Below are 24,343 nucleotides of genomic sequence, written 5' to 3' on the forward strand. Positions count from 1 at the left end.
CGGCGGCCGATTAGGCTGGCCGCATGGCTGCCCACGCGGACGTTCGGCGAGCGGCCGAGCGGGCCGTCACCACCACGCCCTGGCTGACATCGCGGCACTCGTTTTCGTTCGGTGATCATTACGACCCGGACAACACCCACCACGGGGTTCTGCTGGTGAACAACGACGACATCGTCGCGCCTGGAACCGGATTCGGCACCCACCCGCACCGGGACATGGAGATCGTGACGTGGGTCATGCAGGGTCGATTGGCGCACCGCGACTCCATCGGCAATCACGGTGTGATCTATCCGGGCCTGGCCCAGCGCATGTCGGCGGGCAGCGGGATCCTGCATTCGGAGGCCAACGACTCCTCCACGGAGCCAGTGCATTTCGTGCAGATGTGGGTGGTGCCAGACGAGGCGGGCATCGACCCCGGCTATCAACAGTACGAGATCGGCGCGGACCTGTCGGACCGCACACTCGTGACGGTCGCCTCGGGAATCCCCGGTCAGGACGGAGCCATCGCCCTGCACAACCACGGCGCGGCGCTGCATGCCGCGCGGTTGCAGGCCGGTGACGCGGTGATACTTCCGCCGGCGCCGTATGTGCACCTCTTCGCGGCGCGGGGCGCGATCACCTGTGAGGGCGTCGGCGCCGTGCGGGAGGGTGACGCGGTTCGGTTCACCGACGCCGGCGGCGCACGGGTGACGGCGAGCGAGCCGTCGGAACTACTGGTCTGGGAGATGCACGCGAAATTAGGCGACGCGAGCCCATAGAGTGTGCGTGACAGACAGGAGCCGGCATGTCTCAATCGCGACCGCAGCACGCGGCGCCCAACCCCGACCGGAACATCAAGGCGGTGCGGACCGTGCGGTTCTGGGCGGCGCCGCTCGTCATCACGCTGGCGCTGATGTCGGCGTTGTGCGCGCTCTACCTCGGCGGCATCTTGAACCCGATGACCAACCTGCGGCACTTCCCCATCGCCGTGGTGAACGAGGACGCCGGGCCGGCCGGCGCGGAACTCACCGGCCGCTTGGTCAACGGCCTGGACAAGAACAAGTTCGATGTCCGCGTCCTCGGTCGCGACACCGCAAAACGCGAGTTGAACACCGGACACGTGTACGGCTCGGTGCTGATACCGCCCAGCTTCTCGTCGAAGCTGCGCGATCTGGCCGCCAGCGCGGTGGTGCCCGGCCCCGCGGAACGGCCGGTGATCACGATCTCGACGAATCCCCGGGCCGGCACCCTCGGCTCCAGCATCGCCGCCCAGACGCTCAACATGGCCATGGGCGAGGCGAATGGTGAAGTGGGAGAACGACTCCTCGCCCAGGTCAATGCGCAGACCGGTGGCGCACCGCTGGCCGGGGCCGCCGAAGAGGGCCTTTCCACCCCGATAGAGATCGAGTCGACCGTGTACAACCCGCTGCCCAACGGCACCGGCAACGGGTTGTCGGCCTTCTACTACGCGCTCTTGCTGCTGCTCGCGGGGTTCACCGGCAGCATCGTGGTCAGCACCCTGGTCGACGCGTTGCTCGGTTACGTACCAGCCGAATTCGGCCCGGTGTACCGCTTCGCCGAGCAGGTCAGGATTTCGCGATTTCAGACGCTGTTGCTCAAGTGGGCGATCATGGTGCTGCTGGGCCTGCTCACGTCCGCGGTCTATCTCGCGATCGCGCACGGGCTCGGCATGCCCATCGACCTCGGCTGGCAACTCTGGGCGTTCGGGGTGTTCGCGATCGCCGCGGTGGGCATCACCTCCAGTTCGTTGCTCTCCGTGCTGGGCACCGGCGGCCTGCTGGTCAGCATGTTGATCTTCGTGATCCTCGGGTTGCCCTCGGCCGGCGCCACCGTGCCGCTGGAGGCGACGCCGACGTTCTTCCGCTGGCTGGCCGAATTCGAGCCCATGCACCAGGTCTTCCTGGGCACCCGGTCGCTGCTGTATTTCAAGGGGCAGTCGGACACCGGGATCTCGCAGGCGCTGCTCATGACGACGATCGGCCTCGTCATCGGACTGTTGCTCGGTGGCATCGTCACGCACCTGTACGACCGCAAGGGATTCCACCGCGTTCCGGGCGCCGTCGAGATGGCGATCGCCCAGGAACATCAGGCCCAGCACACGGCGCGCCAGGGCAAGCACGACCGGACGGTAGCCGCCACCGAGCCTGAGCCCTCAAGCGAAAGCCCAAGCGAGCAAACGTAATTCGACCGCCGCCGGAGCGTCACCCACCCGTTATCTAGATTGACAGTGTGACGGATGTGACTGATGATGTTTCTGTTGCATTCAGATTCGGGTGGAAAGGGCGATCGTGCTGACCCGAGGCGCCAGCTTGCGCCGGCTGGTGGCCGGCTGCACGGCCATCGTCGCCGCTGTCGCCCTCGCGTGCACCACCGGCCAACCGGTCGCGCACGCCGCCGACGGCCGCGACCTGCTGGCCAACGCCATCAACACCACCAAGGGCTCCTATCTGGTCTACAACTTCGGTCCCGGCCATCCCGCACCGATGCTCAACGCCGGCGGCAGTTGGTACGAGATGAACAACGGCGGCCATCTGATGATCATCAAGAACGCCGCGGGTCGGCTCTCACCCCACCTGCTGGTAGACACGCACCAGGGCGACCAGGCCCGCTGCGAGAACAACCCCGGCGCCCGCACCGGTGAGGGACTCTGGCAGGCCTCGGAACTCTATGCGCCGCTGCAGGCGTGGCAGCGGATGGGCCAGCCCACGATCGCGATCAACGCCAACTTCTTCGACGTGCGCCCGCAGAAGGCCGGCTCGTGGCGACAGACCGGGTGCAGCTCGCCGCTGGGCGCCTTCGTGGACAACACCAACGGCCAGGGCCGCGCCAACCAGGCCGTCACCGGGACCGTGGCCTACCCCGGCAAGCAGGGCCTCTCGGGCGGCGGTGAAAGCTGGAGCGCCCTGACGACGATGATCCTGCCGTCGGGCGGCGCGCCCTATGTGGTGTGGCCCAGAAGCAAGAGCGACTACGACTCCGCCACCCCGGTAGTCCAAGACCTGCTCAACAAGAACGAGCGGTTCGTCGCGGTATCCGGGATCGGGCTGCTCGCGCCCGGCAACACCGGGCAGCTGCACGACGGCGGGCCCAGCGCCGCGCGAACGGCATTGGCGTACGCGCGGCAGAAAGACGAGATGTACATCTTCGAGGGCGGCAGCTACACCCCGGACAACATGCAGGACCTGTTCCGCGGGCTGGGCAGCGACAACGCGATTCTGCTCGACGGGGGCGGGTCGTCGGCCATCGTGCTGCGCCGCGACACCGGCGGCATGTGGGCCGGCGCGGGCTCGCCGCGCGGGTCGTGCGACACCCGGCAGGTGCTGTGCGATTCCCACGAACGAGCACTGCCCAGCTGGCTGGCCTTCAACTAGCTCGGCCCGAAGCGGAAGATCAGCAGGCTGGCCGCCACCACCGCCGCCGTGACCGCGAACACGGGTGCGACGACGAACCGCGACATCGACGCCCCCAGGAACGCGCCGGCGCACATGGTCAGCACGACGCTGAGACGCAACGTCTGACGCGCGCCGGAGCCTCCGGCCAGGCGACTGTCCAGACCGAGGCTGACGATCGTCGACGTCAGCACCGTGGTGGACAGCTCCTGGATGCCGAACTGGCGGGCGCTCGAGTGCTGCAGGCCGAACGTGACCGCCAGGGCACCGATCACGATCAGCTTGGTGTTGTTGTGGTACTGCAGGATTCCGGCACCCGCCAGGATCGCCAGGACCACCAGAAGGGTGATCTCCGTTGCCAATACGGTGGTGATCCACTGCCGCGTCCGGTCGGCGAAGTGCCGCGATATCCGGCCGCTGAGGACCGTGGTGCACACGAACGTGGGCAGGGCCACCACGACCGCGGTCAGGTCGATGCTCGTCCTGGGTGCCAGCCAAAAGCCCAGGAAAATCACGTTTCCCGTCATGTTGGCGACGAACACGTGGCCGAGCACCAGGATGCTGATCGAGTCCGCCAGGCCGGTGGCGAAGGTCAGCAGCAACAGCGCCGCGACGGTCGATCGCTCCGACACCGGCGAAGTAACGGCCATGGGTCGTAGCAGACCGCGCTAGACGTGCGGCGTCAAATCCAGCGACGTGATGGTCGTCATCCTGGTCACCAGCCAGCGGCTCTGCGCGCGCTTGAGGAACAACCGGTAGGACAGGTACTTCAGCGACGGCACATTCTTGGTCAACGGGCTGGTCGACGTCGTGTTGGTGTACACGATGACGACGGCGTTGGCGTCGTCGATCGATTCGACCGCCGCGCCAGTGACATCGGTGTGGTTGGTGATCTTGGCCTGCTTGTTGGGCGCCACGATGGCGTCGACGAACTTGCGGTACTGCGCCTCGAAATCACCGCTGAGGTACCCCGACGCGCGGTCGGCGAGGGTGTCCATGTTCTCCGGTGTGTAGGTCCACAGCGTGGTGATCGCGTTGGCCGCGGTCCGCGCCACCTTGAGTTTCGTTGCCGCGGCAGCCCGGTCGCTCAGGTACGGCTGCACGGTCGCGCCGGCGAATGCCGCGGAACCGACGAACAACGCGGCGGCCACGGCGACGGTGATGGCCAGCCGCTTACCGGCCAGCATCTTGCGCCGCCGGCGTGCGGCGGGTTGGCCCCCGGCAGCCTCGGCGTCGCCCTCGGCGGCCTCGGCGTCATCGATGGCGGGCGATTCCTCTGCGGCCGAGGCTGTTTCGTCGGTGCTGTCGGCCTGGTCGCGCTCTTCGGTCGCCGCGTCGTCCGAAGCGGCGGCGCTGCCTTCGGCGGTCAGATCACCTGCTGCAGGTTGCTGATCTTCCACTGCTTTCCTTCCTGCGTGGCGGTCGCCGTCCACCGGTTGGCGTTTTCCCAGATTTGTTTACCGTCGGGCGATTTGGCACTCACGGCGGTGGCCACGATGGTGGTGACGCTGCCGTCGTCGTTCCATCGCTCCACTCCCGCGTCCAGTACGGTGCCGGTGGCCGGTTCGGCGCGGGCCACCTGCAGCAAGATCTCGTTCGCCTTGTCGCGGTATTCCTTGGCGAAGTCGCCGGTCGCCTGGGCCAGCACCCGCGTCACGTAGTCGTTGGCGTGGAACGGATCGATGGAGGTGAACTGCGTCATGAAGCCGGTGACGTAGCTGAGCACCTCGCGATTCTTCGAGGCGGCGCGCTCGCGGGATTCATGGTCGACGAGCATCAGGCTGCACACCGTGATCGCGGCCGCCATGAACACCGCGGCGACGGCGCTGGCCAGCGGCAGGCCCCACGGCCGCCCCGGCGGCAGCGGGTGGGGAACCAGCAGTGGCCCCTCGCCGGGCCGAAACTTGCGGCGCGGGCTCATTTTCCGGCGCCCGGCGGTTTGGGTTTGGTCAGCACCGTGAGGTCGTCGACAAGCCAACCGCCGCCGCCTTTGACAAAAGCCACCCGAACGGTGGCGGAGATGTAGCGTTCGTCGGGCGCCGCGCCGCGGCGGCCCTGCATGAACAGCAGCATCGTCGCCCGGTCGGGGGCCGCCGACTGGATCGCGTGGTCGGTCACCCAGTACTCGTTGATAACCGGGTTGCCCTTCTGCACCATGTCCTGCTGCGCCGCCAGCTGGGTCCGGTACTTGTCGGAGGCCAACGACAGGGCGCGGGCGAAGTCGTCGTGCAACGATTTCGGGTCGTAGGTCAGCATCTGCGCGACGATCTTCGGCCCCTGCGTGTCCAGCTGTGCCCGCGTCCGGTCGGTGGCCCGGTCCGGGGCGAACACCGCCGCGTAGCTCATCGCCGCACCGGCGATGCACAGCCCCGCCGCACCGGCCACCAGGGCCGTCGTCCACCGCCGCGCGTTGAACGCCGGCTCGTCGGCGTCGGGGCGGCGCACTTCGGTGCGCAGCAGCATGTCGGCGAAGGTGCGGCGGCCCGAATCCCACAGCGGCCAAAGCCATCCCACCACCGAGACGGTGTCGAGCAGGTGCGCCACATCGCGAAGCAGCAGGCCCCACGGCCCGATGGGCTCGCCGTCGCGCCGCGCCACCGCGATGCCGAACAGCGCCCGCCCGAGGCTCCAGCCGATGACGGTCGGCAGCAGCAGCCGGTTCACCAGGACCAGCAGTATGACGACTCCGATGACCGCAATGCACAACCACCACCACACGCCGCCCGGCGCAACGGTGAACCAGGTGACCGCCATCGTGGCCACCACCGCGGCACCCGGCAGGACGTCGACCGCGAGCGCACCGGCCCGAATGTGCCAGGGCGCCAAGGCAGTCCGCGGGCGGTGCTGGACGGCCGTGGCCGGTGGCTTGTCGACCACCACCGTCACTTCGTCACCTGGTCGAGCTTGGCTATCTTGTATTGGCCTTCGGAGTGGGCCATTTTCACCCGCAGCCGGTAGCCGGTTTCGTTCTGCGTCTGATCGTTGGCGACCTTGACGCGGACCGCGACGAGCACCTCCACCGAGCCGTCGGGGTTGTTGCGCTCGACGGCCGCCCGCATATCGGACACCTGGACGTGGACGTTGGCGGCCTGGTACGCCTGCACGAGCATGCTGGTGTAGAGCAGGGCCTGCGAGCGGAAAGCGTCTGTGCCGCAGTCGATGATCTTCTGTTCACTGGCCGCCATCGCGTTGGTGTCGGGGGCCTGGGTCGCCGAGACGCAGTCGACGGCGGCCTTGAGCGCGGCGGCGTTGTTGCGGGCTATCGCCTGGCTTTCGTGGTGGTAGCGCAACGCGAGGTAACCGCCGGCACCGAGGCCGGCGGCGCACAGCACGAGCGCGGCCGCGATGCCGGCCAGCCAGCCGCGACCCATCCGCGACGGCCGGCGGCCGACGGCCTGGCCGGGTTCTGCGGCGGGCCGCGACGGCTCGTCGGCCGCGGTGTCGGGGGCGCCCTGTTCGGTCGCGTCCTCGGTTTGCGCCGTCGCGTCCTCGGTCTCCGCCGGCTCCTCGGCGGTCACGCCGGCAGCCGTCGGCTCGGCAACATCGTCGGGTGCGGCGGAATCGTCGGGCGCCGCGTCGGCGTCGATCGGGTCGACGGCGGCCGCCGGGTCCTGGTTCTTCGGACGCCGTCCGCGCAGGCGACGAAACTTCGGCATCGGTGGGGGGTTCAGCCGGCTGGTGCCAGCATCTCCTTCCATCCGTCGTCTCCTGTTCTGGCCGAGTTCTCGACGGAGTATTTAACTCCATCCGGCCCTACCAGTTCACCGCTTTGGGGACTGTAGGTCGCCACCGGAGGCCCGCTGGGCGTGTAGACACACGGGTTGGGCTGCTGGCCGTTGCACTGCACGGTACCCGACCCCGGCCGCGACAACGGGTCGCTGGTCGGCGGGGGCGTCCCAGGCACCCGGTCCGAGGGCGCCGGGTTCAGCCCGGTGTCGATCGACGGCGCCGGGATCACCTGTCCGGGCTTCACCGGCTGGTCGCAGCGCGCCGCCGGCGCGGGGCAGGTCACGATCTGGTTGGGGTCGCCGTACCAGGGGTTGGTACCCGCGGGCACGTACGGCTTCGGGTCGCGGCACTCGCGGGGTGTGGCCGCCCGCTTGCCCTCGACGTCCGTGCACGGGATGTTGCGCGACCCGCGCACGCTGTTGGCCGGGGTGTCCATCGGGATCTTGCAGTAGGTGCCCGTCGGCAGCGGCTGCATGCTGGTGTCAGCCGGGGACCGCCATTCCGATGCCGGGATGAAGCCGGTCAGGCAGGGCGGCGGCTGGTTGATCGACAACGCCAGGTCCAGCGCCGCCATGTTGGGGAACGGCGCGGCCACCGTCTGGGCGATCGACGCGCCCTGGGGCAGGAACACCAGGACCTGCTCGACGCCGGTGTGGTAGCGCTTGAGCAGGTCGAACACCACCTCGAGGTTCGCCAGCGTCTGCGGCAGCGACTCCCGCACGTCGTTGAACACGTCGTTGACCTGATCGGCAGTCGGCGCCGCCTGGCGCAGCACGCTTCGCAGGTGCGCGTCCTCCCGGGCGGACTGCGCGCCCAGCCGGTTCAGGTTGCGCGCCCAGCGTTCGATGGCGTCGCCCGACTTGACCTGGCTGTCCAGCACCGGGCCCGAGTTCTGGATGATGTCGTTGACGTCGGTGATGTTCGTCTTGAAATCACCGACGATCGCCTGGGTGGAGTCCACCAGCCGCTGCAGGGCGGGACCCAGGCCGCCGACGGACTGCGCCGTCTCGTCGAGCAATTGGCCGATCTTGTCCTTGGGCAGCACGGCCAGCCCGCGGTTGGCCGTGTCCAGCGCGGGCCCGATTTCGGCGGGCACCGTGCCCTTCGTGATCGTCTGGCCCTCCGACAGGAACTTGCCCGGATTGCCGGTCGATTCCAGGTCCAGGTACTGCTCACCGACGGCTGACACCGAGTGCACGTTGGCCGTCGCGTCGATCGGGATCTTGTAGCGGCTGTCGATGCTCATCGTCGCTTCGGCGCCGCGCTCGGTCGGCTCGACGTCGGTGACCTTGCCGATGGTGATGCCGCGATACGTCACGTTCGCCGTCGGGTACAGGCCGCCCGAGGCGGGCAGCTCGGCCTTGAGCGTGTAGCGACCGATGCCGGCCAGGCTGGGGAGCTGCAGGTAGTACACCCCGAGCACGAGCAGCGAGATGACCGTCAGGATTCCGAACGCGATCAGCTGGCGTCTGATGAAAGGAGTCAGCAATTCCTGTCCCCCCTTTCCACCAGTGGGCCGCCGGGCGCGTCGTTCGGGTTCGGCGTGTAGCGCACGTCGGGAATCATCGTCTCGGGGTCACGCCCGAACGACTGCTCGAGCGCGCGCAGGGCGCCGGACAATCCGGTACCGGTGAGGAACGCGTTGTCGACGGAGCTGTACGTCACGTCGAGCGTCAGCGAGATGTTGAGGTAGTCACCCCGGAAGATCTTCGGCACGGTGTCGATGTCGAACGGCTGGGTGAGGATCAACTTCAGCGCGCCGACCAGATACGGCGAGGCGCGCCCCAGCTCCTTCAACGGGCACTGCAGCGCCTGCAGGTCGGTGTGCAGCGGCCCGCGGGCTTCTGACAGATACTGGTCGGCGGCCTGGCTCAGCCGGCCCACCGCGTCGACGGCGTTGATCAGCAGGTTCTTGGTGTCCGCGAAATGCTTGATCAGCGGCGGGATGTCGGTGAGCACCCGGTCGAGGACGTCGGCGCGGGCACCGACATAGGTCAGCAGCCGGTTGGTCGAGTCGATCGCGTGGGTGATGTCGTCGCGCTGCTCGTTGAGCTGGCTGGTGAAGGTGTCCAGCTTGCCGAGGAAGGACCGGATCGCCTCGCCCCGGCCGTTGAAGATGTTGTAGACCTCGTTCTGCAGCACCTCCAGGTTGGGGATGCCGCCACCGCGCAGGATCAACGACAGGCTGGCCAGCGTCTGCTCGGTGGTGGGATACGAGGACGAGTTTTTCAGCGGGATGGTGTCGCCGTTCTTCAGCATTTCCCGCGACGGGTTCGGCGGCGCGGCCAGCTCGACGTGCTGGGAACCCAGCAGCGAGGTCTGGCCGATCTTGGCGATCGCGTTCTTGGGCAGCTTGGTGTTCTTGTCGACGCCCAGCGTCAGGGTGGCGATCCAGTTCTTCAGCTCGATCTTTTTGATCGACCCGACGAAGACGTCGGCAACCATCACCTTGCTGTTGCCGTTGATCGCCAGCGTGTCCGGCACCTGCACGTAGATCGTCATGGCGCCCGAGCCGCTGCCGGGACCGCCGGGGATCGCGACGTTGGAGATGCCGCGCCAGCCGCATGAACTCAGCACCAGCGCCGCCACCAGCAGGACCAGCGCCTGCCAGGACCCGCGGCGGATCACACCAAGCGTGCGCCTCACTGGTTCTCTGTTCGGCTTGCTCCTCACTGGCCACCCCCGATGTCAGCCGGAACCGCGGGCCCACCCGCGTTGGGCGCGGGCGCCGCGACCGGCGCCGGTGTCGGGGCGACCGGACCCGGGGCCACGTTCGGCCCGGGTGGCGGCGGCTGGATGGGCACCGGCGCGTTCAGGCCGATGGGCGGCACGATCGGGTTCTCGTCGTACGCGTTGGGCGGTCCCGGCGGCGTCTGCAGGTTGGACTGGACGGGCGCGATGTTGGGGCCTCCCATGAGCTCGGACAGCGAGTCCGGGGTCATCAGCCCTGCCGTGATGGGCCCGACCTGTTGGCCCTGCATGCCGGGCGCGACGATCCAGCCGGGCTGGGTGTTGCGGTGCGACGTCGGGGTGTCCGGGACCCAGATGCCGGGCACGGTGGTGTCCTTATATCCGTTCGGTGGCTGCAGCCGAGGCTCGGAATAGGCCACCTCTTTGGGCAGGGTCTCGGCCGTGCTGAACAGGTTCACACCGAACGGCAGGTAGTTGAACTTGATCGCATCGAGGATCGGCGCCAGGTACTGCGCGCACAGCTCGGCGGACTCCTGATACCCGAGCCGGCTGCCCGCCTGGATCGAGCTGCAGATGAACTGCATCGGGTTGGCGAAGTTCGTGATCGCCGGGATGGCGACCACCGACCCGTGCGACGGGTGATAGATCTGGTTGATGTTCGCCGCGGCGGTCGGCAGGACGTGCAGCGCGGTCTCCAGCCCGTTCAGCGGGTCCGGCTGCAGGATCGTGTTCGTCACCGTGGCCAGGTTGTTGATGTCGTAGGTCAGCACCTCGCGGTTCTTGTCCAGGAACGGGCGCACGGTGGATAGCAGGCTGTCGAACTGCTCGATCGCGTTGGCCAGGTCCGTGTCGTTGTGCGCGAGCCGGGTGGTGAAGTCGGCCAGGTTCTGGTTCAGCGCGACGAACTGCTGGTCGTCTTTGTGCAGCGCGTTGACGAACAGCGCCAGGCTCTTCACCACCGCGAAGAAGTCGCCGCGCCCCTCGTTCAGCGCCGTCAACGCCCGCGACAGGTTGCTTAGCGTCGTGTTGATCTCCTTGCCCTTGCCGGCCAGGCCATTGGCGTAGGACTCGATGACCTCACCGAAGGGGCCGGTCGGCTGTTCGGGCGTGGGGCCCAGCTTGGAGATGATGTTGGTGATGCTGTTGCGCAGCTGGTCCCATTCCACCGGGACCTGCGTGCGCTCCTCGGGGATCACGGCGTTGTTGGCCAGCACCGGTCCGCCCTTGTAGGGCGGCTCCAGCTGGATGGCCCGGGACGCCACCAGCGTCGGATTGAGGATCACGGCGTTGGCGTTGGCGGGAACCCGGTACTTGTTCTCGTAGTGGAAGGTGACCTTCATCTTGTCGCCGGCCGGCTCGATCTTGTCGATCGCGCCCACCCGCAACCCCATGATCTGCACCTTGTCACCCGGGTAGAGGGCGTTGGCCGCCGGGAAGTAGGCCACCACGGTGTTGTTGGTCAGCTTCTGGTAGAGCCGCCAGCCGACGAACCCGACGACCAGGGCCAGCACGATCACCAGCGATCCGATGATCACCGTCGCCCGGGTCAGCTTCGGTAGCCGGATGTTCCGGATGTCAAAGGCGGTGCTCAATTCTGGCTACCTCCCCCGGCAGCGCCGCTGCCGCCCGTTCCGCCCGGGTTGATGAAGGGCGCCGGCAGCTGGTTGCCCGGCCCGGGTGGGGCCGCCGGTCCCGGCGGGAAGCCCGGCGCGAACGTCGACGGCGGCGGCGTCGGCCCGGCCGGCGCCAGGTTCTCGGTGCGCGCGCCCGGCGGCGCCTGCGTGGGCAGCGGCACCGGTGTGCCCGGGACGTCCGGCGGCGGGTCGCCCGGCCGCCCGGCGATCGGGATGCCCGGCGTCGGCGGCAGACCGCCGGGGTTCGGCGGCGAGGTCATCACGTCGACCGGCGCCGGGAAGCCCGGCCCGCCGAACGGTCCGATCCCCCCGCCGGCGCAGGGTAGCGGGTTCCACGGCCGCGGCAGACCCTCGTCGCCGATGGTCACGTTGCCGCCCGGGTTGGCCGGGGTGTAGGAGCAGGGCGATCCGGGCGGAACGGCCGGCAGCGGGTGCTCCGGAGTGCCCTCCAGCACCGGGGGCGCCGGCGGCGGCGCGCCGTTGGGCAACCGGGTGCCGTTCGGGTCGGGCCACCGGAATTCGGGCAGCCCGGCGCTACGCCAGAAGTTCTCCGGGTCGATGCCGCGCTTCTTGAAGGCGGCGTCCACCCACGGCTGAATGATCTGGTACAGCGCGAGGTTGTGCAGGACCACCTTGAAGAACGGCCCCGACGCGATCGCCTCGTTCAGGGACGGCAGGAACTTGCCCACCTCGGTGAGCCCCGCGGCGACGTCGTCCTTGCGTTCCTTCAAGATGTCGCTCACCGTGCGCAACTGTTCGAGCACATGGTTTAGGTTCGGGTTGTCGTTGATGAAGCCCTTGACCTGTTCGGAGAAGGCCGCGACGTTCGCCAGCAGCGCGTTGATGGCCTGGCCGCGCTCGTTGAACGCGACCAGCAGGTTCTTCGCGTTGACCAGCAAGCGGTCGACCTGGTCGCTGCGGTCACCGAGGACGCTGGCCACCTGGTTGGCCTGGGCCAGCAGATGCTTGACCTCCTCGTCGCGCTTGCCGATGGTGTCGGAGAACTTGGCGACGCCGTCCAGCGCCGCGCTCAGGTGCGGGTAGGTCTGGTCGATGGTCTGCGACAGCACGTGCAGCGATTCCTTGACCGTGTCGATGTTCCAGCCCTGGGCGGCCTTCGTGACATCGAAGAACGCGTCGTAGATCTGATACGGCGTGGTGCTTTGACCGATCGGCAACGAGTCGCCGGGCCTCAGTTTCTGGTTCCCCCGGGCCTCGACGTCCAGGATCTTCTTCCCGAGGATGGTGTCGGTCTTGATGGCCAGCCGGCTCTCGGTGCCGATGGTCGCGGTGCCCATGTTGAATTTGACCAGGATGTGGTCGCCGTCGATGTTGATGGCCTCGACCTTGCCGACGTCCACGCCGGCGATGCGCACCTTGTCGCCGACGCCGATGCCGCCGGTGTCGGTGAACTGGCCGTAGTAGTGCGGTTTGGCCATCAGCATCGGCACGCTGGTGAAGCTCTGGCCGACGCCGATGACGAGCAGCGTCACGATGATGCCCATCAGCCCGATGCGAACCCGGTTGGGTGGTTCCAGTGTCCTCATTGCGGGGTGCACCTACCCGTCGGCTGCTGGAAGAGCCGGACCGTGCGGACCGGGCCGCCGGCCTGCAACCCGTTGATCTTGAGGGTGATGTCGCAGGCGTAGAAGTTCACGAAGTCGCCGTAGGAGCCGATGGCGCGCCCGATCATGTTCAACGCGGGGGGCACCTTCTTCAGGTAGTCGTTGAGCCCATCGCGCTGGTCGATGAGGGGCTGCTGGATCGCGTCCAGGTAATTGAGCGTCTTGTGCAGCAGCCCGCGGTCCTCGGCCAGCAGATCGGCGACCGTCCCGGCGGCGTTGCTGATGTGCGCGGTCCCGCCCGCCAGCTGGTCGCCGTGGTCCTTCAGTCCGGTGATGAGCACCTCGAGGTTGTTGACCGTCTGGTCGAACTGCTGCCGGTGCCGGACGGTCGTGTCCAGGACGATATTCAGGTTCTTGATGACCTCGCCGATCGCCTGGTCGCGCTCGCCGAGCTGGTTGGTCAGCTGCGCGGTCTGGTCGAGGATGTCGTTGATGGTGCCGCCCTGACCCTGGAACACCGTGATCAGCGCGGTCGCGATGGTGTTCACCTTCTGCGGATCCAGTGCACGGAACAGCGGTTTGAACCCGCCGATCAGGGCGTCGAGGTCCAGCGCCGGCGAGGTCCGCGACATCGGGATGAAGCCACCCGGCGGCAGCACCTTCTCGGCGCCCTCACCCTCGCCGCGCTTGAGCTCCAGGTACCGGTTGCCGATGAGGTCGAGGTAGCGGATCTGCGCGGTCGTGGACTGGTACAGCGGCACCGAGCGGTCGACGTTGAACTTGACCCGAGCCCGCTTGCCGCCGTCGGCCAGCTCAACCGTGTCGACCTTGCCGATCTCCACGCCCGAGGCGCGGACGAACTGGCCCGCCCGCAGCCCGCTGACGTTGGTGAATTCGGCCGAGTACGAGTTCGTGCTGTCGAACCGCATCTGCCCGAATACGACGATGATCATCACAGTGAAGACCAGCAGCACCAACGAGAAGATGCTGAGCCTGACGATGGTTCCGGTGATTTTCATGGGTTGATCGTGTTGTCCCCTACTTGGCGGCCCCAGACGTACTCGATGGCGTACGGCGAGCCGGTGTCGAGGTGGTTGTACGGCGCGATGCTGTTGCCGCTGTCTATCACCAATTCAGGTGCGGGCCACAGGTCGTGGGTGATCGGCTGCCAGCAACCGGGTGCGCCCCCCGGTCCGCCGCGCGCGTTGATCCGCGGCAGGTTCTCCGGGTAGGTGTACGGGTTCGGCGCGCCGCCGACGAGCCCGGCGAGCCCACCGACCAGGCTGGCGAGGGTGGCCACCGCCGATACGGGGTTGGCCAGCAGTCCCAGCCCGGACAGCGCCTCGGTGTGGGCGCTCAACGAGTAACCGTTGCCGCCGAGGAACGACGAGGCCTTGGGCTCGACGTCGTGGTAGTTGCGCAGCGTGCAGAAGATCTCCGGGCTGTAGGTGTCCAGCAGCTGGGCCGAGGGCACCAGGTCCTCGGCACCCCGCGCCAGGTACGGGCCGCCCCGGTTGAAGAGGTCGGCGCCGGTGTTGCCGAAGCCGGCCGCCGACAACAGGGCCTGGTCTAGGTCCTTCTGCTGCGCGTTGATCGTGCGCGAGGTGATGACCGCGTTGTTCAGGAAATCGATCAGGTCGGGCGCGGCGTTGGCGTAGGTGTCGCCCAGCCCGGCCAGCTGCTGAATGTCGTGGCGCGCCTGCGGCATCTGCGGGTTGACGTCATCGAGGATCGCGTTGGCGTTGACCACCGACTGCCCGAATCGATCACCCAGCCCGGTCAGCGCCTGGGCGGCGGCGCTCAGCGTCAGGTTGAGTTTGACCGGATCCACCTTCTCCGCGATCGAGGTGACGGTCTGGAACAGCGTGTTGATCTCCGTCGTCACCGACCGCGCGTCGATCACCGTGTGCGGGTTGAGCTTCTGCGGCGACGGGCTCTTCGGCGTCGTCAGCGACACGTACTTGCCGCCGAACACCGTGGTTGCCTTGATGTCGGCGTTGACGTTGGACGGGATCAGCGACAGGTACCTGGGGTAGACGTCCAAGGTGAACTTCGCGGCCGGCTTGCCGTCACGCACGGTCTCCGAGATGCTTCCGACGCGGCCGATCTCCACCCCGTTGTAGGTGACCTTCGAGCCGGGATCCATCACCAGCCCGGCCCGCGAGGCCAGCATCGTGAGCTTGGTCTTGGGGGTGAAGTCGCCCCGGAACTGTCCGTAGACAAGGACCAGCGCCACGAGGGCGATGATCAGCGCTGCGGCGCCCGCCAGTTTGTACGGCGGGTTGCGGGGTTTGTTGACCTTCACGGGTGACGTCATGGCTACACCGTGAGGGCGAAGTTGGGGTTGACACCGTAGAGCGCCAACGCGGCTGCCAGAACGACGACCTGGACCGAGACCAACGAGAAACGCATCGATCGGCCGACGGCCTCTCCGACGCCGACGGGTCCGCCGCCGGCGTTGTATCCGTAGAAGCAGTGCGTGATCATCACGACCGCCGTGATGATGATGGCCTCGAGGAACGACCAGAACACGTCGTCGGGACGCAGGAACGTCCGGAAGTAGTGCTCGTAGGTTCCGTTGGATTGGCCGTACAGGACCGTGGTGGTGATCTGCGGCGAGAGGAACGACATGATCATGGCCAGCGAGTAGAGCGGAATGATGACGACCAGCCCGGCCATGATCCGAGTGGTGGCCAGGAACGAAACCGACTTGATGCCCATGACTTCCAGGGCGTCGATCTCTTCGCTGATGCGCATGGCGCCCAGCTCGGCGGTCGCGCCGGCGCCGACGGTGGCGGCCATGGCGATGCCGGTGACGACGGGGGCGGCGATGCGGACGTTGATCAACGCGGCGAAGAAGCCGGTGAACGCCTCGACGCCGATGTTGCCCAGCGAGGCGAAGCCCTGAATGGCGACCAGCGAGCTACCGGACAGGGTCACGAAGCCGACGATCGCGACGGTGCCGCCGATGACGGCCATGGCGCCGGTGCCCATCCCGATCTGGGCGATCAGCCGCAGCGTCTCCTTGCGGTAGTTGCGCAGCGCGTGCGGGATGTGGCCCAGGGCCACCGCCCCGAACCACGCCATCTGGCCGACGTCGTCGAGGCCGCGGGCCGCGGCACCGCCGTAGCGGTTGAGGTTTTCGGCTGCCCGCGGGAAGCGGGCGCGCAATACGGCAGCGGTCGACATGTCAGTGGCCCGTTCCGAATCGCACGCCGATGGTCGTTAGCACCACGTTGACCGCGTACAGCGCGACGACGCAGAGCACGACGGTCTCGTTGACGGCGGTGCCCAGGCCCTTCGAGCCACCCCGCACGGTCAGGCCGCGGTAGCAGCCGACCAGCCCGGCGATCAGGCCGAACGTCGCGGCCTTCACGGTCGCGATGACGACCTCCGGCAGACCCGTGATCGTGGTCAGGGTGGCGAGGTAGGCGCCGCCCGACACGTTTTGCAGGTAGACGCCGAACAGGTAGCCGCCGACCAGGCCGACGGTGATCACCAGGCCGTTGAGCAGGGTGGCGACCAGGGTCGCGGCGATCACCCGCGGGACCACCAGCCGGTGGATCGGATCGATGCCGAGCACCTCCATGGCGTCGATCTCCTCGCGGATGGTGCGGGCGCCGAGGTCCGCGCAGATCGCCGTCGACCCGGCGCCGGCCACCACCAGCACCGTGGTGAGCGGGCCGAGCTGGGTGACCGCACCGATCGCCGCGCCGGCGCCGGACAGGTCCGCGGCCCCGAACTGGGCCAGCAGCACATTGAGCGTGAAGATCAGCAGGACCGTCAGCGGGATCGACACCATGATGGTCGGCAGGAAAGCCACCCGCATGATGAACCAGCACTGGAGGACGAATTCGCGCCATTGGAACGGCCAGCGGAACAGTGCCCGGCCGGTGAGGACGCACATCCGGAAGAATCCCCCGATAAGCGTCAGCGGGGTCTGCAGTTGGTCGCGTACGTAACCGACCAAGTAGGGGCCCCGTCGACTCGCCGACGTTGAAGTCACCGCTGCCCCCTCCAGCTGATACCGCCCGCCTCTCGGCGCGGCGGCGAATCGTGTCGCACGCCTGTCCCCCTCACCGTCCGCCGCAAGCGGGCGGTGCCCCCAACGCGGCCGGGGGTACCCCCACCCCTCGCCGTCTTCCGTAACCGGGAGGCAGCCCCAACGCGGCCGGGGATGCCGCCGTTTCTCCCCGACCCAACGTGTGTGACCATCGGCTCCCTACTGACAAGTAGTAACGGAGACCACAGGAATGTACCCGATGGCCATGCACGTGTGAACTGCATCTGCACAATTAACCCTTCGTCAACAGCGGGCAAACGTTACAGGTTCCGCCAGCCTTCCTCTCTGATCGTGAATTACCTTGCACGGGAATGCTTTTCATCGATATTGGCGGTTCCGTACCGGATCCGTAGCTCAGTCTTGAGCACCTTACCGGCGGGGTTGCGCGGCAACGCATCGACGATCTCGAGCGCCTTGGGATGCTTGTAGCGCGCCAGCCGCTCGGTCAGGAACTCCTCGAGCTCGTCGAGCCGCAGCTGGCCGCCGGCGACGGCCGCGACCGCAATGGGGACCTCGCCCCACTTCTCGTGGGTGCGCCCGATGACCGCGACCTCGACGATGCTCGGGTGGCTGGCCAGGACGTTCTCCACCTCGGCGCAGTAGATGTTCTCGCCGCCGGAGATGATCATGTCCTTCTTGCGATCCACCACCCAGACGTAACCCTCCTCGTCCATCCGGACGAGGTCGCCGGAGTGGAACCACCCGCCGGCGAACGCCTCCGCGGTGGCCTCCGGGTTGTTCCAGTAGCCGCTCATCAAAGTTGGTGCGCGGTAAACGATTTCGCCGACCTCGCCGGTCGGCACGTCGTTCATGTTCTCGTCGACCACGCGGGCGGCCACGGTCGGTATCACCTTGCCGACCGAGCCGCGTTTACGGATCGCGTCCTCGCCCGGCAGCATGCAGGTGACCGGAGACATCTCGGTCTGGCCGAACGCGGCCAGGATCTGGGTGCCGGGGAACGTCGCCGACATCTCGCGCAGCAGCGCATCGGGCGCCGGCGCGGCCCCCCAGGACATCACCCGCAGCTTCAGGTCGCGGGGCCGCGCCCGTTGCTCGGCGCAAACCGCCTGCCACTGCGCGGGCACCAGGAACAGGCCGGTGACCTTCTCTTCGGCCAGCACGTCGAGCAGTTGCCCCGGCTCGAACGCGCCGAGCGGGTAGATCACCGTCGGGGTGCCGAGCAGCAGCCCGGTCAGCATGTTGCCGATGCCCGCGATGTGGAAGAACGGGACGCCGACGAAACCGACGTCGCTGTTGATGTCGGCGCCGTTGGTGTACAGGCCCGTCATGGTCTGACCGGTCAGGTTGGTGTGGGTGAGCACGGCGCCCTTCGGGCGGCCTGTGGTGCCCGAGGTGTACATGATCAGCGCCGGCGAATCGTTCGGAATGTCGACGGGCTCATGCCTGGCGCCCTGCTCGCCGATCAGGTCTTCGTAGCCGAGCAGGCTCTCGTCGCCCGCGCCGCCGGCTACGACGATGGTGTCCAGCAGCCGCTCGACCTCGCGCACCCCCGCGGCCACCGGAGCGAGCACCGTCTCGGTGATCATCACGCGGGCTTCACAGTCCTGGACCAGGAAGGCGATCTCGGCGGGAGTTAGCCGGAAGTTCAGCGGCACGGCGATGGCGCCCAGCATGTTGACCGCGAGCACCGACTCGACGAACTCGGTGCGGTTGAGCATCAACACCATGACCCGGTCGCCGAAGCCGACTCCCCGCCGGCTCAACGCATCGGCCAGCGCCGCCACCCGCTGCCGCAGGTGCCCCCACGTCACGGTCTTGCCCAGGAACCGCAGCGCCGGGGCGCCCGGCTGCATCAGGGCGTGCCGTTCGAGTTGGGTCACCCAGTTCTGGCGCCGGGACAGATACGGCTGCTCCGTCCCCTGCGTCAGATGGCTCGCTAATTGCGCGGTCACTCCGGCCTTCCCCTTCACTCGCGCACCGCTTGCGCCAGGTTGATATTTGATAAAACATGGTGTTGTCTGGGTCACATTATGGCCTGAAAGCCCTGCTGACAAGCCCCGACAAAAGTTTCAAACCAACCTCCGCGACGCCCCGAAAGCCCTGGCAGCCCCCGTGAACGCACCGATCTCCACGCGACTGAGGCGCCGACGGCCCCTGCGCCGGGCACAGTTGTCCGACGAGGTCGCGGGTCACCTTCGGGCGGCGATCATGTCCGGGGCGCTGCGGCCGGGGACGTTCATCCGCCTCGATGAGACCGCGGCCGAGCTCGGCGTCAGCGTCACGCCGGTGCGCGAAGCCCTGCTGAAGCTGCGCGGCGAGGGCATGGTGCAGCTGGAACCGCACCGCGGCCACGTCGTGCTGCCCCTGACGCGCCAGGACGTCGAGGACATCTTCTGGCTGCAGGCCACCATCGCCAAGGAGCTGGCCGCCGCGGCCACCGACCACATCACCGACGCCGAGATCGACGAGCTCGAACGCATCAACGAGGCGCTCGCGGCGGCCGTCGGGTCCGGCGACGCCGAGACCATCGCGGGCATCGAGTTCGCCTTCCATCGGGTCTTCAATCAGGCGAGCGGGCGGATCAAGCTGGCCTGGTTCCTGCTCAACGCCGCGCGCTACATGCCGGTGCTGGTGTACGCGGCCGATCAGCAATGGGGCGCCGCCGCTGTGGACAACCACCGGCAGCTGATCGCCGCGCTGCGCCGGCGCGACGCCGCCGCGGTGATCGAGCACACCGTGTGGCAGTTCACCGACGCGGCGGCAAGGCTGACGGAGATGCGGGACCGCACCGGGATCTTCGACTAGCGGCGGTCGCAAGCGCGGCGAAGCCGGGCGACTAGTGTTGTGAGTCGTTAATTCGTCGGCAGTAGTTAGCGACGGATTCGAGGATTTGGTCTGCGGTCTTGGTCCAGACGTAGGGGCGGGGGTTGTCGTTCCAGGTTTGGATCCAGGTGCGGATGTCCGTGTTGAGTTGGCGTACTGAGGTGTGGGTGCCGCGGCGTAGTTTCTTGGTGGTCAGTTCGGCGAACCAGCGTTCGACCAGGTTGAGCCAGGAGGCACTCGTCGGGGTGAAGTGCAGTACGAAACGCGGATGTGCTGTGAGCCAACGCTTTACCGCGGGCGTCTTATGTGTCGAAGCGTTGTCCAGTACGACGTGGCAGTCGAGGTCGGCGGGCACCTCGGCATCGATCTTTTTCAAGAATGCCAGGAATTCCTGAGCGCGGTGTCGGGAGTGCAGCGAGCCGATGACCTTGCCGGTCGCCAGGTCGAGTGCGGCATACAGGCTCGAGGTGCCGTGACGGACGTAGTCGTGGCTGGCCCGTGCTGGTGTGCCCGGCAGCATCGGAAACACCGGCGCGGTGCGGTTGAGTGCTTGAATCTGAGTCTTCTCGTCCACGCAGAGCACCAGGGCCCGCTCCGGGGGATCCATATACAACCCGACGATGTCGCGGACCTTTTCGACGAACAGCGGGTCCTTAGACAGTTTCCACGAATCCTGTTTGTGCGGAGCCAATCCGAACGCCCGCCAGATCCGCGACACCGCTGATTGCGACATCCCCAGTTCAGCGGCCAACGACCGCGTCGACCAGTGCGTGGCATCGCGAGGAGTGCTCTCCAGCGTCGCGGTGATCACCGCTTCGACCTGCTCGTCGGCAACCGTGCGTGGCCGGCCGGGCCGTGGTTCATCGAGTAAACCTTCCAGCCGCAAGGTCACAAACCGCGTTCGCCACTTCCGGGCGCTGCTGATATGCACATCGAGCTTGGCAGCGATGGCGGTATTGCTCATTCCCTCGGCGGCGGCCAACACGATTCGTGACCGCGTCGCCAACCCGTTAGCACTGGTCGACCGCCGCGACCACGCCAACAACTGGGAACGCTCGTCCTCGGTCAGATCCACCACAGGCGCGACAGGATTCGGCACCCACCAATTCTAAAACACTACATGTGAATTATTGACTCACGACACTAGCCCGCTGCCAGCTGTTCGGCGCGCCGCTTGAGGCTTTCGGCGAGGTGGTCCAGGACGTTGCCGACGAGCTGCTTGACCATCGGCGCCGGAACCGGCATCGAGGTCTCGACGTCCAAGTCCACGGTCAGCAGGCTCGACGTGCCCATCTCCACCACGCTGAACAACTGCTCCTGCTTGGTGAAGAGGTCGCCCTGCTGCAGGACGGTCTGGATCTGGTTCTCCCCCGGGTAGTACACGGCCTGGATGAACACGCTCTGCATGCCTTGGTAGTCGGTGTCGAGCCGCAGCTGACTGGGGCGCCCGTCGTCGTAGCGGGCAAGCACCCAGAGGCCCTTGATCTCCTCGTTCCACTGCGGATAAGCCTCGAAGTCCGCGACGATCGCCATGATCAAGGCGGCGTCGGCGTTGATCTCGACGGTCTTGCTCATAACTGGCATTGGCGAAGCATAGCCGGGTGCGCGACGCGTTCCGACGGTGCGGCCCGGGCGGTGATTTCTCGCGAAAGCCGCGGCGCCCCGGGCACTCTCGGGCCTACCGGTCGACGCGCGCCGTGGACAGCAACGACCGGACGGGGTCGGGGATTTCGACCGGCTTGCGGGTGGCGCGATCGACGTAGACGTGCACCCAGTGGCCCAGCGCGGTGATGGGCTGAGCCTGTCCGTCCCGCGCCGCCCGGAACAAGCCGAGCCGGTAGGTGGCGCTGCTGCGGCCCAGCCGGGTCACCGCCACCCCCACGGTGAGGCCCTCGGGGAAATGCAACTCGGAGAAGTACCGGCAGCCCGACTCGGCGACGATGCCGAGTGCAGGCGTGGTGAGCGGGTCCAGCCCGGTGCCGGTGTTGATCCAGGCGTTGATGGCGGTGTCGAACAACTGGTAGTACACGGCATTGTTGAGGTGGCCGAACATGTCGTTGTCGGCCCACCGGGTTCCCACCGGCCACAGCACCGGGAAGTCGTCGCTGGTGAGTCCGTCCGGTGCGGGCGGCACAGCCGGAGCCGGCGAGGCCGGGGGTTCGGAAGCCATGGTTGTATTCCAGCATGGTTCAGATTCGGGGAGCCGTGCTGGACCGGATCGGTCTGGCCCGCCCGTACGCCGACTCCCGGCCGATCCGCGTCGTCGATCTCGACCTGGATCCGCCCGGCAGTGGTGAGGTGATGGTCCGCATCGAAGCCGCCGGCGTGTGTCATTCGGACCTGTCGGTGGTCGACGGCAACCGGGTGCGTCCGGTGCCGATGCTGCTCGGTCACGAGGCGGCCGGAATCGTCGAGCAGATCGGCGACGACGTGTCGGATCTGGCGATCGGCGAGCGGGTGGTGCTGGTGTTCCTGCCGCGGTGCGGCCACTGCGCGGCCTGCGCGACCGGGGGTCTGACACCGTGCGAGCCGGGCAGCGCGGCCAACGCCGCGGGGACGTTACTGGGCGGGGACATCCGGCTCAACCAGGCCGGCCACCGCGTGTATCACCACCTGGGGGTGTCGGGATTCGCGACGCACGCGGTGGTCAACCGCGCCAGCGTGGTCGCGGTGCCACCCGACGTGCCAGCCGAGGTCGCCGCGTTGCTGGGCTGCGCGGTGCTGACGGGCGGGGGCGCCGTGCTCAACGTCGGCGATCCGCAGCCGGGCCAGACGGTCGCCGTCGTCGGCCTGGGCGGTGTGGGCATGGCGGCGGTGCTCACCGCGCTCACCTACGACGGCGTGACCGTGGTCGCCGTCGACCAACTGCCGGACAAGCTGACCGGCGCGCGCGCCCGCGGCGCGCACGAGGCGTACACGCCGCAACAGGCCGTCGAAGCCGGCGTGAAAGCCGCCGTGGTCATCGAGGCCGTCGGCCATCCCGCCGCCCTCGAGACGGCCATTGCCCTCACCGCTCCGGGCGGCCGTACCGTCACCGTCGGGCTGCCGCCGCCGGACGCACGAATCTCGTTGTCGCCGTTGGGTTTTGTCGCCGAAGGACGATCGCTGATCGGTAGTTACCTGGGTTCGGCGGTGCCCAGCCGCGACATCCCCCGGTTCGTCGCGCTGTGGCAATCGGGCCGGCTTCCGGTGGAGGCGCTGGTGTCCTCGTCGATCCGGCTGGATCAGATCAACGAGGCGATGGACAACCTCGCCGACGGCACCGCCGTGCGGCAGCTCATCAAATTCGACTGACTACCGCGGGTGTAACGGCGCGACGGGCTCCACAGCCGTGTCCGGCAGGCGGTGTTCTTCGATGTAGTCCCAGCGGATTTGGTAGCCCAGTCCGGGAGTCGACGGTATCTCGACGAACCCGTCCGCGGTGAGCGGGTCGCACGGCGCCGTCAGGTAGGGCGGCGCGGCGTCGTAGCGGGCGCCGGGCCCGAGCAGGCCGCGCTCGTAGTACTCGCAGACGTCTTCGCTCGTGGCGCCGAGCACCTGCAGGTTGCCGAAGCCGCTCATGTGCAGCTCGCATCGCACGCCGACCGCCTCGCACATCCCTGCCAGCTTCATCACGCCCGTGATGCCTCCGCGCAGGACGTCGATGCGGCTGATGTCGGAGGCGTGGCGCAGGATCCAGTCCGCCCGGGTGAAGATGCCGCCCTCGGCGATCTCGGGAGAGCAGATCGGGATGTCGAGTTCGTCGCCAAGTCGCCGGTAGGACTCCACCCGGTACTCCGGCATCGGGTGCTCGTACCAGTAGAAGCTCAGACGCTCCAGCTCGCGCCCGACCCGCAGCGCGTCCTCGTAGGTGTGGTAGGTGCCCCAGGGGTCGAACATCAGCACCATCTCGTCCCCCACCGCCGCACGCACCTCGCGACACACCCGGATGTCCCAGTCCACATACGACGGCCGCGGCAAGGCGAAACGACCCGTCGCCGGATTCCAGTAGTGATAGGGGTGAATCTTGTAGGCGCCGTAGCCCTGACCTTTGCATTCGACGGCGTGCGCGGCGTACGCCTCGGGCGACCCGAGATTGTTGAAACTGCTGGCGTAGGCCTTGACCCGGTCTCGGGCGCCGCCCAGCAATTTGCGGACCGGCAGCCCGGCGACTCGGCCGGCCAGATCCCAAAGTGCGAGATCAATTACGCTGCAGACGTTTTCGGGTAGCTTGGCCGCCCACAGTTGCCGCCATATCTCGGCCCGGTCGAGCGGGTCCTGGCCAGACAGCAGCGGGCTCAGGAATTGGGTGATGATCGCGCGGTCCCCCGGCAGCAGGCCGTCCTGGTCCCCGTGGAAGTGGCCGCCGAAGTAGTAGCCCTCGATGCCCTCGTCGGTGGTCACCTTGGTCACGGTCTGCACCACGCGGTAGTCGGTCATCAGCTGGCCGAACGAGATTCGGTCGACGCGTGTCTCGAACGGCACGACCTGGAGGCCGGTGATCTTCAT

At 67.6% G+C, this 24,343-nt stretch carries 23 protein-coding genes; 5 read left to right on the top strand and 18 right to left on the bottom strand.

Going from position 1 to position 24,343, the window contains the following annotated elements:
* Positions 1-23: 23 nt before the first annotated feature.
* From ACEL92_RS25930 to ACEL92_RS25940, 3 genes are all read left to right on the top strand, one after another.
* Positions 24-758 carry a pirin family protein gene (locus ACEL92_RS25930; protein WP_374023417.1) on the top strand — a complete coding sequence of 245 codons (735 nt, stop codon included), beginning with the start codon at positions 24-26 and terminating at the stop codon, positions 756-758.
* 26 nt (positions 759-784) lie between these two features.
* Positions 785-2,182, top strand: a complete 1,398-nt coding sequence (locus ACEL92_RS25935; protein ID WP_374023418.1) for a YhgE/Pip domain-containing protein — start codon at positions 785-787, stop codon at positions 2,180-2,182.
* Positions 2,183-2,261: 79 nt separating this feature from the next.
* On the top strand, positions 2,262-3,371 hold the full coding sequence (locus tag ACEL92_RS25940; RefSeq protein ID WP_374026389.1) for a phosphodiester glycosidase family protein: 1,110 nt from the start codon (positions 2,262-2,264) through the stop codon (positions 3,369-3,371).
* On the opposite strand, the gene ACEL92_RS25945 is transcribed toward ACEL92_RS25940, so the two are convergent.
* From ACEL92_RS25945 to fadD5, 14 genes are all read right to left on the bottom strand, one after another.
* Positions 3,368-4,039, bottom strand: coding sequence for a YoaK family protein (locus ACEL92_RS25945; RefSeq protein WP_374023419.1), 672 nt, complete (start codon positions 4,037-4,039; stop codon positions 3,368-3,370). The genes ACEL92_RS25940 and ACEL92_RS25945 overlap by 4 nt on opposite strands.
* Positions 4,040-4,057: 18 nt before the next feature.
* Positions 4,058-4,789: an Mce protein gene (locus tag ACEL92_RS25950; protein WP_374023420.1), complete on the bottom strand. Its 732-nt coding sequence runs from the start codon at positions 4,787-4,789 to the stop codon at positions 4,058-4,060.
* Positions 4,756-5,310: a mammalian cell entry protein gene (locus tag ACEL92_RS25955; RefSeq protein WP_374023421.1), complete on the bottom strand. Its 555-nt coding sequence runs from the start codon at positions 5,308-5,310 to the stop codon at positions 4,756-4,758. Before ACEL92_RS25955 ends, ACEL92_RS25950 begins: the two co-directional genes overlap by 34 nt.
* Positions 5,307-6,275 (bottom strand): RDD family protein, encoded by a 969-nt coding sequence (locus ACEL92_RS25960; protein ID WP_374023422.1) that lies wholly within the window; start codon positions 6,273-6,275, stop codon positions 5,307-5,309. The genes ACEL92_RS25955 and ACEL92_RS25960 overlap by 4 nt, the downstream gene beginning before the upstream one ends.
* The gene (locus tag ACEL92_RS25965) at positions 6,272-7,087 is read right to left on the bottom strand and encodes an Mce protein (RefSeq protein WP_374023423.1); all 816 of its coding nucleotides are present in this window, start codon (positions 7,085-7,087) and stop codon (positions 6,272-6,274) included. The genes ACEL92_RS25960 and ACEL92_RS25965 overlap by 4 nt, the downstream gene beginning before the upstream one ends.
* Positions 7,057-8,607 (bottom strand): MCE family protein, encoded by a 1,551-nt coding sequence (locus ACEL92_RS25970; protein WP_374023424.1) that lies wholly within the window; start codon positions 8,605-8,607, stop codon positions 7,057-7,059. The genes ACEL92_RS25965 and ACEL92_RS25970 overlap by 31 nt, the downstream gene beginning before the upstream one ends.
* On the bottom strand, positions 8,601-9,764 hold the full coding sequence (locus tag ACEL92_RS25975) for a virulence factor Mce family protein (RefSeq protein WP_374023425.1): 1,164 nt from the start codon (positions 9,762-9,764) through the stop codon (positions 8,601-8,603). Before ACEL92_RS25975 ends, ACEL92_RS25970 begins: the two co-directional genes overlap by 7 nt.
* Before the next feature lie 23 nt (positions 9,765-9,787).
* Positions 9,788-11,401, bottom strand: coding sequence for a virulence factor Mce family protein (locus ACEL92_RS25980; RefSeq protein WP_374023426.1), 1,614 nt, complete (start codon positions 11,399-11,401; stop codon positions 9,788-9,790).
* The gene (locus ACEL92_RS25985) at positions 11,398-12,990 is read right to left on the bottom strand and encodes an MCE family protein (RefSeq protein WP_374023427.1); all 1,593 of its coding nucleotides are present in this window, start codon (positions 12,988-12,990) and stop codon (positions 11,398-11,400) included. Before ACEL92_RS25985 ends, ACEL92_RS25980 begins: the two co-directional genes overlap by 4 nt.
* Positions 12,987-14,027 (bottom strand): virulence factor Mce family protein, encoded by a 1,041-nt coding sequence (locus ACEL92_RS25990; protein ID WP_374023428.1) that lies wholly within the window; start codon positions 14,025-14,027, stop codon positions 12,987-12,989. Before ACEL92_RS25990 ends, ACEL92_RS25985 begins: the two co-directional genes overlap by 4 nt.
* Positions 14,024-15,325: an MCE family protein gene (locus ACEL92_RS25995; protein ID WP_374023429.1), complete on the bottom strand. Its 1,302-nt coding sequence runs from the start codon at positions 15,323-15,325 to the stop codon at positions 14,024-14,026. Before ACEL92_RS25995 ends, ACEL92_RS25990 begins: the two co-directional genes overlap by 4 nt.
* Before the next feature lie 2 nt (positions 15,326-15,327).
* Positions 15,328-16,197, bottom strand: a complete 870-nt coding sequence (locus tag ACEL92_RS26000) for an MlaE family ABC transporter permease (protein ID WP_374023430.1) — start codon at positions 16,195-16,197, stop codon at positions 15,328-15,330.
* A gap of 1 nt (position 16,198) precedes the next feature.
* Entirely contained in the window at positions 16,199-17,014 is an 816-nt protein-coding gene (locus ACEL92_RS26005) for an ABC transporter permease (protein ID WP_067270001.1), read from the bottom strand.
* 353 nt (positions 17,015-17,367) lie between these two features.
* The gene (gene fadD5, locus ACEL92_RS26010) at positions 17,368-18,984 is read right to left on the bottom strand and encodes a fatty-acid--CoA ligase FadD5 (protein WP_374023431.1); all 1,617 of its coding nucleotides are present in this window, start codon (positions 18,982-18,984) and stop codon (positions 17,368-17,370) included.
* A gap of 160 nt (positions 18,985-19,144) precedes the next feature.
* Here fadD5 and ACEL92_RS26015 point away from each other — a divergent pair, with 160 nt between their 5' ends.
* Complete coding sequence (locus tag ACEL92_RS26015; RefSeq protein WP_082968199.1) at positions 19,145-19,837, top strand: GntR family transcriptional regulator; 693 nt, start codon at positions 19,145-19,147, stop codon at positions 19,835-19,837.
* Between the two features lie 31 nt (positions 19,838-19,868).
* On the opposite strand, the gene ACEL92_RS26020 is transcribed toward ACEL92_RS26015, so the two are convergent.
* The 3 genes from ACEL92_RS26020 to ACEL92_RS26030 form a co-directional block, all read right to left on the bottom strand.
* Entirely contained in the window at positions 19,869-20,954 is a 1,086-nt protein-coding gene (locus tag ACEL92_RS26020) for an IS630 family transposase (RefSeq protein WP_374023432.1), read from the bottom strand.
* 44 nt (positions 20,955-20,998) lie between these two features.
* A complete protein-coding gene (locus tag ACEL92_RS26025) occupies positions 20,999-21,439 on the bottom strand; it encodes an SRPBCC family protein (RefSeq protein ID WP_374023433.1) in 441 nt (146 codons plus the stop codon).
* Between the two features lie 94 nt (positions 21,440-21,533).
* Positions 21,534-22,025 carry an acyl-CoA thioesterase gene (locus ACEL92_RS26030; RefSeq protein ID WP_374023434.1) on the bottom strand — a complete coding sequence of 164 codons (492 nt, stop codon included), beginning with the start codon at positions 22,023-22,025 and terminating at the stop codon, positions 21,534-21,536.
* A 14-nt stretch (positions 22,026-22,039) separates the two neighbouring features.
* Between ACEL92_RS26030 and ACEL92_RS26035 the strand changes: the two genes are divergently transcribed.
* A complete protein-coding gene (locus tag ACEL92_RS26035; protein WP_374023435.1) occupies positions 22,040-23,149 on the top strand; it encodes an alcohol dehydrogenase catalytic domain-containing protein in 1,110 nt (369 codons plus the stop codon).
* Here ACEL92_RS26035 and ACEL92_RS26040 read toward each other — a convergent pair whose 3' ends face one another.
* Positions 23,150-24,343 carry an enolase C-terminal domain-like protein gene (locus ACEL92_RS26040; RefSeq protein ID WP_374023436.1) on the bottom strand — a complete coding sequence of 398 codons (1,194 nt, stop codon included), beginning with the start codon at positions 24,341-24,343 and terminating at the stop codon, positions 23,150-23,152.

Origin of the sequence: Mycobacterium hainanense, from assembly GCF_041890355.1 — a bacterium.
GTDB classification, from domain to species: Bacteria; Actinomycetota; Actinomycetes; order Mycobacteriales; family Mycobacteriaceae; genus Mycobacterium; species Mycobacterium hainanense.

Coding starts and splice junctions, on each gene's coding strand:
- ACEL92_RS25965 (WP_374023423.1), bottom strand. CDS start 7,087: ATGGAAGGAGATGCTGGCACCAGCCGGCTGAACCCCCCACCGATGCCG.
- ACEL92_RS25935 (WP_374023418.1), top strand. CDS start 785: ATGTCTCAATCGCGACCGCAGCACGCGGCGCCCAACCCCGACCGGAAC.
- ACEL92_RS25985 (WP_374023427.1), bottom strand. CDS start 12,990: ATGAGGACACTGGAACCACCCAACCGGGTTCGCATCGGGCTGATGGGC.
- ACEL92_RS26030 (WP_374023434.1), bottom strand. CDS start 22,025: ATGGCTTCCGAACCCCCGGCCTCGCCGGCTCCGGCTGTGCCGCCCGCA.
- ACEL92_RS25995 (WP_374023429.1), bottom strand. CDS start 15,325: ATGACGTCACCCGTGAAGGTCAACAAACCCCGCAACCCGCCGTACAAA.
- ACEL92_RS26035 (WP_374023435.1), top strand. CDS start 22,040: ATGGTTCAGATTCGGGGAGCCGTGCTGGACCGGATCGGTCTGGCCCGC.
- ACEL92_RS25955 (WP_374023421.1), bottom strand. CDS start 5,310: ATGAGCCCGCGCCGCAAGTTTCGGCCCGGCGAGGGGCCACTGCTGGTT.
- ACEL92_RS25945 (WP_374023419.1), bottom strand. CDS start 4,039: ATGGCCGTTACTTCGCCGGTGTCGGAGCGATCGACCGTCGCGGCGCTG.
- ACEL92_RS25990 (WP_374023428.1), bottom strand. CDS start 14,027: ATGAAAATCACCGGAACCATCGTCAGGCTCAGCATCTTCTCGTTGGTG.
- ACEL92_RS26025 (WP_374023433.1), bottom strand. CDS start 21,439: ATGCCAGTTATGAGCAAGACCGTCGAGATCAACGCCGACGCCGCCTTG.
- ACEL92_RS26040 (WP_374023436.1), bottom strand. CDS start 24,343: ATGAAGATCACCGGCCTCCAGGTCGTGCCGTTCGAGACACGCGTCGAC.
- ACEL92_RS25930 (WP_374023417.1), top strand. CDS start 24: ATGGCTGCCCACGCGGACGTTCGGCGAGCGGCCGAGCGGGCCGTCACC.
- ACEL92_RS26000 (WP_374023430.1), bottom strand. CDS start 16,197: ATGTCGACCGCTGCCGTATTGCGCGCCCGCTTCCCGCGGGCAGCCGAA.